We start from the raw sequence: 12,359 nt of genomic DNA on the forward strand, positions 1-12,359 counted from the left end.
TAGCTTTGGTAAGGCTTCTGCCCGGTCATTGTAACAGTCATGTATCACAGCGGCGCGCAGGCCGCGTTCAACCACTCTGCCGCAGCGGCGCTGACGCGCGGCGCGATAGTGCGGTTTACCTCTGCGTGATAGCTATTGAGCCACTCGCGCTCCCCCGAGCTCAGCATCTCGGGCACCACCAAACGGCGGTCGATGGGCGCAAACGTCAGCGTGCGCCACGCGAGCATCTTGCGGTCTGGGTCGGCGGTGTCAAGGGCTGGGGCCTCTTCTACCACTACGAGGTTTTCAATCCGGATGCCAAAGGCGCCCTCCCGGTAGTAGCCCGGCTCGTTGGACAGGATCATGCCCGGCTCAAGCGGTACCGTATTAATGCGGGAAAGACCCTGCGGTCCTTCATGTACGCTGAGGAAGGCGCCGACGCCATGACCAAGCCCATGGTTGAAATCCTGTCCAGCCATCCAGAGAGGCAGGCGGCCGATAGCCTCAAGTTCGCGCCCGGACCGCCCCTCGGGCCAACGCAACCGGGAGACCGCGATCATGCCCTGCAGGACGCGCGTAAAGGCTTCGGCTTCCTCACGGCCCGGCGATCCAATGGCGATGGTGCGGGTGATGTCGGTGGTGCCATCGAGATATTGCCCGCCGCTGTCGAGCACCAGAAGATGACCCTCTTGGAGCGTCGCATTGGTATCATGTGTCACACGGTAATGCATGATTGCGCCATTGGCGCCTGTCCCTGCGATGGTTTCAAAGCTGATGTCACGCAACGCGGGATCTGCCGCGCGGAACCCTTCGAGTGTCTTGACCACGTCGATTTCGGTAATCGTGCCCGGTTCCTGCGTATCGAGCCAAGCCAGCGTTTCGACAACGGCAGCCCCATCGCGCAGATGTGCGGCCGCGCTGCCTGCGATCTCGGCGGCGTTCTTGCGGGCCTTTGGCAGGGCGCAGGGGTCTCCGACCGCCGCCAGCCTGTCGCCCAAAACCCGTGCAACAGCCTGTGGCAGGCTGCGCGCGTCCACCGCGACCTGACCATTGAGGCCGGCTGTGGCCTCGAGAAAGCGATCAGGCGCGTGTAGGGTCACATGCGCGCCCAATACGAGCTCAGAGAGCTTCTCTGCTGCCATAAACAGGTCCACTCGGGCGTCATCATGCAGGATCGCAAAAGCATGGGCGACCGGATTGCGCGGAATGTCAGAACCACGGATATTCAGGAGCCACATGATGCTGTCTGGAAGAGTGATGACCGCTGCGGACTGTCCGCTTTTACGCAGGCCCTCGGCCAGGCGCTGAGCCTTCTTCTCGGCGCTCTCTCCGGCATAGTCCTCCGAATGCGCCCGAGCCGGTTGCATCGGGGGCGCTGGCTGGTCGGGCCAGATGCGGTCTACTAGATTGTCGCTTTCCACCAGTGAAATATCCGACGAGACGAGCCGCTCGGTCAGGTCGCGGATCTCCTGCAGGGAATGCAGCCAGGGGTCATAGGCGACAATCCCGCCCTCTGGCAGTTGCTCCACCAGCCAATCGCCCAAAGTCACATCCGGCCAAGGAACAGGGGTATAGACATCCGCGACTTGGCCTTTGACCTGTGTGCGATAGCGCCCGTCGATAAACACGCCAGCAATATGCGGCAGCACGGCGCAGAATCCCGCAGAGCCGGTAAAGCCGGTGAGCCACGCCAGACGTTCATCCCGTGGGGCGACGTATTCGCCTTGATGCGCATCGGCGCGCGGGACCAAAAAACCGTCGATCTTGTCTCGCTCCATCTCAGCGCGAAGCGCGGCAAGGCGCGCCGGGCCCTGCTCGGGACGGGCCGTGACATCAAAGTTTTGAAACATTTGTCTCTCCTCAAGATGAGTCACTCTTCGCGAGGACGTCGGTGAAGCGGATCAGGGATTGCCCACGGCGACACTGGCGCGTGGCCGGAAGTGGTTTGTTACAGATCAGAGGTCTGCACACAAGCCCGCCGGGAAGGCGTGTCGCGGCGAAAGGGGAGGAGAGGTGGCACACATGGTGCCTTGCGGGGATACACCAAGCCGCCGCATCCATCCTTTTGCAAATGCCGGGCCTGCAGTCATTGGGGCTGCAGGCCTAGCAGACGCTCGTGAACGCAAAGTCGGATGTACCAACGCAGGCACGTTAATGGTGCGGCAATGAGTGCAGTTGAGGGCGCGCCAAGACGCGCCCTCAGAATGGTCGATTGTGACCGTGCATGAGACCCGCAGGTGCTATCCGGTGCGACGCATCCCCATTACCCGCGCACGCGCCCTTGGATCACTGTCAAAGAGGGCCGCAAGCTGTTCCGTCATCGCGCCCGCAAGCTGTTCGACGTCGGTGATCGTCACCGCGCGGTCGTAATAGCGGGTCACATCATGGCCAATGCCAATGGCGAGAAGCTCCACCTGTTTCTTTTTCTCCACCATGGCGATTACGTCACGCAGGTGTTTTTCAAGGTAATTCGCCGGGTTCACCGAGAGGGTGGAATCGTCAACGGGGGCACCGTCTGAAATCACCATCAGGATCTTGCGCGCCTCGGGCCGGTTCACCATGCGACGATGCGCCCATTCGAGTGCTTCACCATCGATGTTTTCTTTCAGGAGGCCCTCTTTCATCATCAAGCCAAGGTTCGGGCGCACGCGCCGCCAGGGCGCATCGGCCCCCTTGTAGATGATGTGGCGCAGATCATTGAGACGCCCCGGCAACTGCGGACGGCCCTCGTTGAGCCAGGCCTCGCGCGAGAGCCCGCCTTTCCAGGCGCGGGTGGTGAAGCCGAGGATTTCAACCTTCACGTTGCACCGCTCCAGCGTGCGCGCCAGAACATCGGCACAGATCGCCGCGATGGAAATAGGCCGCCCGCGCATGGAGCCGGAATTGTCCAACAGGAGCGTCACCACAGTGTCGCGGAACTCCATGTCCTTTTCGACCTTGAACGACAGGGGCGTGGTGGGGTTCGCGACCACACGCGCCAGGCGGCCAGCATCCAGCACGCCTTCTTCCTTGTCGAATTCCCAAGAGCGGTTCTGCTGCGCCTGCAGGCGACGCTGCAGTTTGTTGGCAAGCCGCGATACCGCGCCCTTCAGAGGCTCCAGCTGCTGATCGAGATAGGCGCGCAGGCGCTCGAGCTCCTGTGGCTCAGCGAGATCTTCGGCGGCGATTTCCTCGTCATGGGCGTCGAGGAACACGCGGTAATCGGGATCAGCGTCAGAGACGGGTTGCGGGGCCGGAGGCTCCAGCGGGGCCTCGCCGTCGGGCATCTCGGTCTCGTCGGTGACCTCTTCTTCGGCCATGTCGTCGGCGGAAACCTGAGCCTGACTCTCGTCCTGCTGCTGTTCCTGTGCCTGCTCGGGAGAGGCGTCCGCCTCTTCCTCGTCGCTGTCGTCCTGGCCAGAGCTGTCGGGCTGTTCCTCTTCTTCGGCGGTCTCCTCGGACTCGTCATTCATCTCGTCATCGAGATCATCCGGGTCGTCGCCAAGCTGGTCGCCATAGCCAAGGTCAGAAATCACCCGGCGGGCAAATTTTGCAAATGCGGCCTGATCCGAGAGGGTTTCATCTAGGTTCTCGAGCGTCTCGCCAGCTTGCGCTTCGATAAAGCCACGCCAGAGTTCCATGACGTTTGCCGCTGCCTCGGGCATCGGGCGGCCGGTGGCGAGATGACGGATCAGATAACCTGCGGACACCGCCAGGGGCGCCTCTGATGCAGATGTGACCTGATCATACCCGCGCCGCAGCGCTTCGTTCTGGATCTTGACGTCAATGTTGGAGGCTGTGCCCGGCATATCGCGCGCGCCCATCGCCTCGCAACGGGCGCTTTCCATTGCATCATACAATTCGCGCGCCATGTCGCCGGAGGGCGCATAACGGCTGGCAACGCTCTCGTCGTGATACCTGCGGCGCAGCGCCAGCGCATCGGCGGTCCCGCGCGCCAGCAGCACTTCCTCTCGTGTCATGCGGCGGGAAACCTGCGGCAAGCGCATCGTGTCGCCGCTCATTCCAGCGGGGTCGACCGAATAGTTGACCGTCAGTTCCGTGTCATCGGCCATGACCTTGGTGGCCTCTGCGAGGGCCTTCTTGAACGGATCTGCCGGGTTGTCATTTGGTTTGCTCATGAGCGCGGGCTCCTGTTGCACCAGCATTGAACCTTTGCGGGGCGCTGTCCAGCCCTTCGGAGGCTGACGGGTCGCGTCCCGCAAGGGGCGGGGGTGCCTGCGCCCCCGTCGAGGGGGCGCAGGCACCGGTCGGACGGCGTAGCCGTCCGAACCCCGCTCTTATCCGAGGCTCACATTTGCAGCGCTTTCAGGCAGTTCCTCGTCAAAACAGCGCTGATAGAACTCAGCCACGGTCTGGCGTTCCAGTTCGTCACATTTATTGAGGAACGACAGACGGAAGGCATAGCCAATGTCGCGGAAGATTTCGGCGTTCTGCGCCCAGTTGATCACGGTCCGCGGCGACATCACGGTCGACAGATCACCGTTCATAAAGGCAGTCCGGGTCAGATCCGCCACCGTAACCATCTGAGCGATCTGCTTGCGGCCCTTTTCGGTGTTGTAATGCGGCGTCTTCGACAGGACGATAGCGGTTTCAGCGTCGTGGCTCAGATAGTTCAATGTCGCCACCAGCGACCAGCGGTCCATCTGTGCCTGGTTGATCTGCTGGGTGCCGTGATAGAGCCCGGTTGTGTCCCCGAGGCCGACTGTGTTGGCGGTGGCAAAGAGGCGGAAGAAGGGGTTCGGGGTGATGATCTCGTTCTGATCAAGCAGCGTCAGCTTGCCGTCATGCTCCAGCACGCGCTGGATCACAAACATCACATCGGCGCGCCCTGCGTCATATTCGTCGAATACGATCGCAACCGGGTTGCGCAGCGCCCAGGGCAGGATGCCCTCGTGGAACTCGGTGACTTGCTTGCCATCGCGCAGCTTGATCGCGTCCTTGCCGATGAGGTCGATCCGGGAGATGTGGCTGTCGAGGTTGACCCGCACCGAGGGCCAGTTCAGACGTGCGGCGACCTGTTCGATATGGGTGGATTTCCCCGTGCCGTGGTAACCCTGGATCATGACGCGCCGGTTGTGGCTGAAGCCGGCAAGGATCGCCATCGTGGTGTCGGGATCGAATTTATAGGTGGGATCCAGCGCCGGAACGCGGTCGGTCCCTTCTGCAAAGCCCTTCACCGTCATGTCGGTGTCGATGCCAAAGACCTCACGTACCGAAATCGTCTCGGTTGGTTTTGCGTTCATATCCAGCAGGCCGTCGGTCATAGGTGTCAGTCCTTGTCTTGTCAGTCACGGGCGCGGGATGGCTGCCTTGTGGCCCGTCGGTCACTCTCGGGGTGCAGTTGCATGTAATCGCGCGATTGGTGCCTGAAGATGCCCGGGAGGGCAAGGGAAACCGTTGTGTCGATACGCCACATGCCCGCTGCAGCGGTGAGTTGGCGCAAAAAACCGCACTGTCAAGACATCCAGCAGAGCCGCGTTGGGGGAGCCGGCTCAGAGTGCCGCGCGAAGGCGCTCGAGGCTGCGTTCGTCCAAAAATCGAGGGGTCGAGCGCATGTAGTCGGCAAAGGCTTTCCCGTATCCCTTTAGGAGCCAGCGCTCCTCGTTCAGAACAAACAGGAAATAGAGCGCAAAGAGCACCAATGCGAGGGCGACGGTGGTCCAGGATCCGGTCGTGATGCCTAGGCCGACAGTCGCCAGCACCGAGGTCACATACTGCGGATTGCGTGAATATTCATACATGCCACCCGTGACCAAGCCGCCCGTGTCGCAATAGGTATTGTCGAGCCCGAGGAACCGGTACCCCCAAAGCGTGATTCCGAAGGCCATCACCATGAGCGGAAGCCCCACCGCATAGCGCAGCCAATGGCCCCACCCATTCACGCCGATCTCCGTCAGTGCAAAGACAACCGTCGCGCCGCAGAACACGCGGAACAGCCCAAAGGCAAGATGATGTCGCCAGCCGTCAGCGGCAGGCCAAAGACCAAGACTGGGGCATTTCAAGCTGAGACTGAGGTGCGTTGCGAGCAGTATGGCGGCAAGAAGCGCCACCATCAGGGCGAGATCGTGAGTGGTCTGGAGATAGTCGAACATGGCGTCTTCGGTTCCTTTTGGGGCAGGTCGTGGACTGTGCAACGGGCTCCGGGCAGGGGCTCGGATGCCGCTTCGACTAACAGCAGATTGTAACAGCCGTGCGCAGCCGCTCGCATCTGCGTGCCATAGCCGCGCCGATAGCAGGGCTCAGGGTCGGAGCAGAATGGCAGGGACAGCAATGCGCCGGATCCATTGTCCAAAAGAAATCGCCCGCCCCTGTGAAGGGACGGGCGACTGCGTTTTTCACCTGCAGACCTTGCTTGTCGCAGATCTTTTCGAGAGGTGGGCCTCATCCAACAAGTGCCCTCAGGAGGGCTCTATTTGAAGCTGCGGCTATCCTTGACCTGATCCCAGGCCCACATGACCTCTTGCAGCTGTTCTTCCTGGCTGCGGTCTCCGCCGTTCATATCCGGGTGGAGCACCTTGATGAGCTTCTTGTAGGCCTTGCGGATCTCGGCCTTGGTCCAATCGTCCTTGGCCTCGAGGATTTCGATGGCGCGGCGCTCAGTGGGCGGCAGACGGCGACCGGCGGTCTGGCCGTTCTTGCCCGGGTTGCGGGTGGCATTGTTTCCGAGGACCTGATGCGGGTCCTCGATGCCGAGACGGGCCCAGGCGCGGGCCTCGGGATCCCCTAGCGGCTTCGTGGTGCGCTCCCAGACCTTGTCTTTGGAGGCTTGCGCGTTCATCTCGGCCTCCGTGGTGCCCTCGAAGAAGTTCCACTTTTGGTTGTATTCACGCACGTGCTGCTGGCAGAACCAGAAGAAATCGTCGAGAACATCCGGGGCCTTGGGCGCGCGGAATTTTCCTGGCTCCCCGCAGCCCTCGTGGTCGCAGACGCGCACTGATGTCTCCGAGGCGCCGGACATGCTCCGCCGCCCGCGCGGATTTTTCTTCTTCGCGGAGCGAATGGACATATCAAAGCCAAAGGGATCGGATTTGGTCATGCGGGAGCACCTTCTAGACGCATCTGTTCGACTCGGAGGCAGCAGTTTAGTCTAACGGTCGAGAGATAAAAGGGGGGCGGACACAGTTTTATGAACAACAGGCGGAGTAGTGCAGCAATGAGCGTCAGAGACGAAATCGAGAACACGTTGAGAGAAGCCTTTGATCCCAGCCGATTGGAAGTTGTGGACGACAGCGACAGCCACGTCGGGCACGCAGGTCACGACGGAAAAGGTGAAAGTCACTTTAACGTGCTGATCCGCGCAGAGGCCTTTCTGGGCATGACGCGCGTGGCCCAACACCGGGCGGTACACAAGGCGCTTGGCGATATCGTGCCACGTATTCACGCACTTGCACTGGACATCGGCAGCTGAGACACAAGATCCGGCCACGCCTAATGTGGCCGGATCCTGCATTCGTTGGACTTAGTCGTCCGTCTTGCCTCGGCTTGCGCGCGCTTTGAGTGCGGCGGTCAGGCCTGAGACGGGGCTCAATTCCTCGACGCCATCATCGGCAACCATGCGGCGAGCGCCGGGGCCAGGGACCGGAATGGCTTCGGGCGGGGCCTCGGGATCACCTGCGATGGCGGTCAGCGGCGCCGGCTCTGGCGCATGCTGTGCGTCGGGGGTGGAAACACGCGGTGCGTCGTCAGGCAGATCGACCTTGCCTGCCTCTTCTGGGGCCGCGACTTCGGGCGCGCTGTCCACGGCAGGCGCAGGCTCTGCCGCGGTCGCTGGCGTCGGTTCTGTGAGGCCGGTGTTGCCAAGTGCGCGTCGAAACACCAGCAGATTGCGCCAGGTTGTCTTGCTGCCCGTGAGGCCCGAGCGCTCTTCGCTGGGCAGCATCTCGGCGCGTTGAAACTCCCAGCCCTGCTGGGCCATTTCGTTCAAAACCCCCTCAATCCCATGTGCAAAGCGGGCTTCGGGTGTTTTCACGCCGCGCGCTTTCTTGCCCTTGTTGGGAGCGGGGACGACCTTGTACTCGTAGTGTTGCATCACTTGTTCCTGTGCGGCCCAGGGCAGGAGCCTAGCAGCTCTGCGGGGCAGAGCGAAAGGCGCGCCATGGTTAGTTTTAGGTCTTGTCGAGCGTTGCGGCGCGCGCCGCGAGGCTCAGACACATCTGCGTTGCCAGCGACATATCCTGAACCGAGATCCACTCCAAGGGGCCATGAATGCATTGCATCCCCGTAAAGATATTGGGCGTCGGCGTGCCGAATTCGGTCAGGCGAGACCCATCGGTGCCCCCGCGGATCGGAACCGATACCGGCTCCAGTCCCACATCGCGGCAGGCGGCATGGGCGAGATCGACAGGGGTCATGTCCTTTTCAAGCCAATACCGCATGTTGCGATATTGCGGGGTAATCTCGCAGGTGATCTCCGCGCGCGGTTCGGTTGCCGCAACCGCCTCGCAGACGCTGCGTAGAAGGGCGCCCTTGGCCTCAAGATCGGCCATTTCAAAATCGCGCAGGATGAAGCGGATCTCCATCTCGGAAGACCCCCCGAACATGTCGGTGGCATGGATGAACCCCTCGCGGTCCGCTGTTGTCTCGGGCGTCATCGTGGCCTGAGGCAGCGTCTGGATGATCTTGGAGGCAAGATGGATGGCATTGACCATCTTTTCCTTGGCGAGGCCCGGGTGAATGGAAACGCCGGTGATTTTGACAACTGCGCGGTCGGCCGAAAAGCTCTCGTACTCCACTTCGCCGAGTTCCCCGCCATCGAGCGTATAGGCAAAATCCGCCCCGAGGTCGCGCTCCAGCTGGGGTTGCACGCCGCGACCGATCTCTTCGTCCGGAGTGAAGGCAATCCGGATTGTTGGACGGGCGGCATCCGGGTTTTGCAGCAGGTGCTCTGCCATCGTCATTATGATCGCAACCCCCGCCTTGTCGTCCGCCCCAAGCAATGTGGTGCCAGACGCAGTGATCAGATCATGGCCGATTTTCTCGGCCAGATAGGGGTGCGCCTCGGGAGAGAGCACCAGCTCCGGATCATCGGGAAAGCTGATCTCGCCGCCATTGTACCCTTTGATCACACGAGGTTTCACACCGGTGGCATTGAACTGCGGGGCAGTGTCGACATGGGCGAGGAAGCCCACTGTGGGGGCCTCCGACCTGCCGGGGATAGTCGCCAGAACAACGCCGTAATCGGTCAGCTGCACGTCTTGCGCTCCGATCTCGGTCAACTCGTCGCGCACCAAGTGCAACATATCAAACTGGATCTTGGTGCTGGGTGCCGTGGGGGAATTCTCATCGCTCTGGCTGTCGATGGCAGCATAGCGCACGAGACGGGATTGAAGGGTGTTGTCAAAGCTGTCGGTCATCAAAAACTCCTGCTGTCGACTGCAAGATTGAGGGCGGAGAGGAGCAGGTCAAGGTGAACTCTCAAACCTGCTCCGTCCTGAATGTGGCCGGATTGGGTGTGCCGCCTTAGCGCAGCGCCCCCCAAAGGTCATACTCGCCGGCTTCATCCACTTCGACCGTGACCAGATCCCCGACGCTCAGATTTGCGGTGCCTTCGTCGATAAAGAGGTTGCCGTCGATTTCCGGAGCATCCGCCTTGGTGCGGCAGGTGGCGATCCCGTCCTCGTCGATCTCGTCCACGATCACCTGCAGGGTCTGGCCCACTTTGGATGCGAGTTTGGCCTCGGAAATGGCCTGTGCTTTTTCCATGAAGCGCTCCCAGCGGTTTTGCTTGACCTCCTCCGCGACGTGGTCGGGCAAGTCATTGGAGCGGGCGCCGTCGACGTTTTCATATTTGAAGCAGCCCACGCGATCCAGTTGAGCCTCATCCATCCAGTCGAGCAAGTGCTGGAATTCGGCCTCTGTTTCGCCTGGATAGCCGACGATGAAGGTCGACCGCAGGGTGATGTCAGGACAGATGGCGCGCCAGGCGCGGATTTCGTCCAGCGTCTTTGCTGCCGCTGCCGGGCGGGCCATGCGACGGAGCACATCCGGGTGGGCGTGCTGGAACGGAATGTCGAGATAGGGCAGCACAGCATTTTCAGGGTCGGCCATCAGCGGGATCAACTCGCGTACATGCGGGTAGGGGTAGACGTAATGGAGCCGCACCCAGAGCTGATCGGCGGGGGCCAGCTCCCCCAATGCGCGGCTCAGATCGGTGATATGGCTTCGAACCTCGCCGTCTTTCCACGGGTTCACGTCATATTTTCGATCGAGCCCATAGGCCGAGGTATCCTGCGAGATGACCAGAAGCTCTCGGACGCCAGCGGTGACCAGTTTCTCGGCCTCGCGTAAAACCGCATGGGCCGGGCGCGACGCAAGTTTGCCGCGCATGTCGGGGATAATGCAGAACTTGCACTTGTGGTTGCAGCCCTCAGAGATCTTCAGATAGCTGAAATGCCGGGGCGTGAGGCTCACACCCGTGGCGGGCAGAAGGTCCACAAAGGGGTCGGGGCTGGGCGGCACCGCCGCATGGACCGCATCCAGCACCTGCTCGTATTGATGCGGGCCCGTGACGGCGAGGATGCGCGGATGGTGCTCGCGGATATAGTCCGGCTCTGCACCAAGGCACCCTGTGACGATCACCTTGCCGTTTTCCTTCAGCGCTTCGCCAATCGCCTCGAGGCTCTCGGCCTTGGCGCTGTCGAGAAAGCCGCAGGTGTTGACGATCACCGCATCCGCGCCGGCATAATCCGCCGAGATCCCATATCCTTCGGCGCGCAAGCGGGTGAGGATACGTTCGCTGTCCACCAGGGCCTTTGGGCAGCCCAAGGAGACCATGCCGAGGGTCGGCTGGTCGGGACGGGGCGCCGTGCCAAAGGTGGGTTTGGGGGCGAGGTCGGGGCGGAGATCTGGCGGGTTGCTGGTCATTGCCGTCCTATAAACCGCAGCGCGGCGCTTGGGAATGGAGGATTTCCGGGATCCGCTCACAGGCGCGGGCTTGCGCGAGCGGTTTTTGGCCGCGGCGTTGCGCAAAACACCCTTGGCCCGTGCCCCGCGTGCTGGTTAGGCTGGCTGCACTGCGATTTTGATGACGAAAGCCGATTGATGACCGATGCGCCCGAGATCCCAGAGGGCCTGCGCCCCGCCAATGAAAACCCCTGGTACATCCTGATGACGCTCTATGGCGAGCAGGAGGGAGAGGAGATTGATGTCGAATTGCACAAGAAGAACCGCCGCGCGTGGAATGCTTGGGTCGGGCAAGCGCTGAGCGCGGAGGAGCGAGTTGCGGCGGCGAAAAGCTCGCAAATCAAGGTAACGGAGCTGGAGGCTTGGGATGAACTTGGAGAGAAGATCAAAGCACGTTTTTTTGAGGAGAGCAATCGTCGCAATGTCGATACTGAGGGGATGCTGGTATTTCCCGAACCCGCGAAGCCAATATGGATGGGAAACACCGTATTCTCCGAGAATCTTGTATTTGAGAATATGGTGATTGCATCAAAGGTGAATTTTGGTTCAGCCAATTTCATGCGAAATGCACGGTTTGGTTTTGTAACCTTTGCTGGCGTTGCTGTGTTTGGGTCAGCCAAGTTCGAGCAGGAGGCTTGGTTCCACTTTGCGAATTTTCAAAAAGCAGCCTTGTTTGGTAGAGCCAGGTTCAAGGATTTTGTCTACTTTTTTCGCGCGCGTTTTGGCGGGTGCTCTGGCGTACGGTGCCTTCCAAGCTTCGCCTACTGTCAATTTGAAAGGCCGACGATCTTCTCTCGTGCGCTTTTCTGTGATGGCTATCCCGATTTCTCGGGCGCGGTGCTGCATGACAAGACCAGCTTTACCGCGCGAATGGACCCGACCTCGGATGAAGTTGCCCAAGACAAAGACCTCGAGGGGCGGACCTTCTGGCCCCAGAGAACCAAACAGGATCCGGTTAGTGCGCGTGAAAGCTGTGCCACCATACGGCATTTGCTGACCCAACAAGGGCTACCGGAAGAGGCGCATTTCTTCTTTCGCCGGGAAATGCGCTTTGCCAGCCAGATAGGCTCATTCTGGCAGCGGCTGCCTTATCGGTCGTTTGGCTGGCTGTCTGACTTTGGGTATTCGATCCAGCGGCCCCTGTGGTGGCTGGCGGGGATCTGCTTTCTCGGGATGGCGGCGTTTTGGACGGTGTTCTCCTTTCCCGGTGGCCCCCCGGTCCTTTCAGAGAGCGATCTTGGCACGGCGGCAGCGCTGAGCTTTTCCAATCTCTTTCCGCTCTTTGGCTTTGGCCGGGTGTTTCTGAGCGAGGTGCTCGCGAGTTTGCCACGCTGGGCGCAGGTGCTGTCCGGGGCGCAGACCGTGTTGTCGCTGCCGCTGTTGTTTTTCCTCGGTCTGGCGCTGCGGCAACGGTTTCGATTGCGCTGAGGGCGCGCTGGGCGGCTGCGGTGGATTGATCCCGCGCGCGAGCGGTGTAA

The 12,359-nt window shown here is 61.1% G+C and carries 10 protein-coding genes; 2 read left to right on the forward strand and 8 right to left on the reverse strand.

Features of this window, described 5'->3' with window-relative positions; genetic code table 11:
* Positions 1-44: 44 nt before the first annotated feature.
* The 5 genes from TM1040_RS07510 to TM1040_RS07530 all read right to left on the reverse strand — a co-directional run bounded on the left by TM1040_RS07510 (position 45) and on the right by TM1040_RS07530 (position 7,015).
* Complete coding sequence (locus TM1040_RS07510) at positions 45-1,829, reverse strand: aminopeptidase P family protein (RefSeq protein ID WP_011537986.1); 1,785 nt, start codon at positions 1,827-1,829, stop codon at positions 45-47.
* A 390-nt stretch (positions 1,830-2,219) separates the two neighbouring features.
* Positions 2,220-4,097 carry a cobaltochelatase subunit CobT gene (gene cobT, locus TM1040_RS07515; protein WP_011537987.1) on the reverse strand — a complete coding sequence of 626 codons (1,878 nt, stop codon included), beginning with the start codon at positions 4,095-4,097 and terminating at the stop codon, positions 2,220-2,222.
* Positions 4,098-4,256: 159 nt separating this feature from the next.
* Positions 4,257-5,243 (reverse strand): cobaltochelatase subunit CobS, encoded by a 987-nt coding sequence (gene cobS / locus TM1040_RS07520; RefSeq protein ID WP_011537988.1) that lies wholly within the window; start codon positions 5,241-5,243, stop codon positions 4,257-4,259.
* A gap of 228 nt (positions 5,244-5,471) precedes the next feature.
* Positions 5,472-6,071: a methyltransferase family protein gene (locus TM1040_RS07525; RefSeq protein ID WP_011537989.1), complete on the reverse strand. Its 600-nt coding sequence runs from the start codon at positions 6,069-6,071 to the stop codon at positions 5,472-5,474.
* Positions 6,072-6,388: 317 nt separating this feature from the next.
* Complete coding sequence (locus TM1040_RS07530; protein WP_011537990.1) at positions 6,389-7,015, reverse strand: DnaJ domain-containing protein; 627 nt, start codon at positions 7,013-7,015, stop codon at positions 6,389-6,391.
* Between the two features lie 117 nt (positions 7,016-7,132).
* On the opposite strand from TM1040_RS07530, the gene TM1040_RS07535 reads away from it, so the two are divergent.
* The gene (locus tag TM1040_RS07535; protein ID WP_011537991.1) at positions 7,133-7,387 is read left to right on the forward strand and encodes a BolA family protein; all 255 of its coding nucleotides are present in this window, start codon (positions 7,133-7,135) and stop codon (positions 7,385-7,387) included.
* A 51-nt stretch (positions 7,388-7,438) separates the two neighbouring features.
* On the opposite strand, the gene TM1040_RS07540 is transcribed toward TM1040_RS07535, so the two are convergent.
* The 3 genes from TM1040_RS07540 to rimO all read right to left on the reverse strand — a co-directional run bounded on the left by TM1040_RS07540 (position 7,439) and on the right by rimO (position 10,842).
* The gene (locus TM1040_RS07540) at positions 7,439-8,008 is read right to left on the reverse strand and encodes a DUF4177 domain-containing protein (RefSeq protein ID WP_011537992.1); all 570 of its coding nucleotides are present in this window, start codon (positions 8,006-8,008) and stop codon (positions 7,439-7,441) included.
* A gap of 76 nt (positions 8,009-8,084) precedes the next feature.
* Positions 8,085-9,332 carry a peptidase T gene (gene pepT, locus TM1040_RS07545; RefSeq protein ID WP_011537993.1) on the reverse strand — a complete coding sequence of 416 codons (1,248 nt, stop codon included), beginning with the start codon at positions 9,330-9,332 and terminating at the stop codon, positions 8,085-8,087.
* A gap of 106 nt (positions 9,333-9,438) precedes the next feature.
* Positions 9,439-10,842: a 30S ribosomal protein S12 methylthiotransferase RimO gene (rimO, locus tag TM1040_RS07550; RefSeq protein WP_011537994.1), complete on the reverse strand. Its 1,404-nt coding sequence runs from the start codon at positions 10,840-10,842 to the stop codon at positions 9,439-9,441.
* A gap of 177 nt (positions 10,843-11,019) precedes the next feature.
* On the opposite strand from rimO, the gene TM1040_RS20490 reads away from it, so the two are divergent.
* A complete protein-coding gene (locus tag TM1040_RS20490) occupies positions 11,020-12,309 on the forward strand; it encodes a pentapeptide repeat-containing protein (protein ID WP_011537995.1) in 1,290 nt (429 codons plus the stop codon).
* The last annotated feature ends 50 nt before the right edge of the window (positions 12,310-12,359 follow it).

Origin of the sequence: Ruegeria sp. TM1040 (assembly GCF_000014065.1) — a bacterium.
Lineage (GTDB): Bacteria > Pseudomonadota > Alphaproteobacteria > Rhodobacterales > Rhodobacteraceae > Epibacterium.

Coding starts and splice junctions, on each gene's coding strand:
- TM1040_RS07510 (WP_011537986.1), bottom strand. CDS start 1,829: ATGTTTCAAAACTTTGATGTCACGGCCCGTCCCGAGCAGGGCCCGGCG.
- cobT (WP_011537987.1), bottom strand. CDS start 4,097: ATGAGCAAACCAAATGACAACCCGGCAGATCCGTTCAAGAAGGCCCTC.
- cobS (WP_011537988.1), bottom strand. CDS start 5,243: ATGACCGACGGCCTGCTGGATATGAACGCAAAACCAACCGAGACGATT.
- TM1040_RS07525 (WP_011537989.1), bottom strand. CDS start 6,071: ATGTTCGACTATCTCCAGACCACTCACGATCTCGCCCTGATGGTGGCG.
- TM1040_RS07530 (WP_011537990.1), bottom strand. CDS start 7,015: ATGACCAAATCCGATCCCTTTGGCTTTGATATGTCCATTCGCTCCGCG.
- TM1040_RS07535 (WP_011537991.1), top strand. CDS start 7,133: ATGAGCGTCAGAGACGAAATCGAGAACACGTTGAGAGAAGCCTTTGAT.
- TM1040_RS07540 (WP_011537992.1), bottom strand. CDS start 8,008: ATGCAACACTACGAGTACAAGGTCGTCCCCGCTCCCAACAAGGGCAAG.
- pepT (WP_011537993.1), bottom strand. CDS start 9,332: ATGACCGACAGCTTTGACAACACCCTTCAATCCCGTCTCGTGCGCTAT.
- rimO (WP_011537994.1), bottom strand. CDS start 10,842: ATGACCAGCAACCCGCCAGATCTCCGCCCCGACCTCGCCCCCAAACCC.
- TM1040_RS20490 (WP_011537995.1), top strand. CDS start 11,020: ATGACCGATGCGCCCGAGATCCCAGAGGGCCTGCGCCCCGCCAATGAA.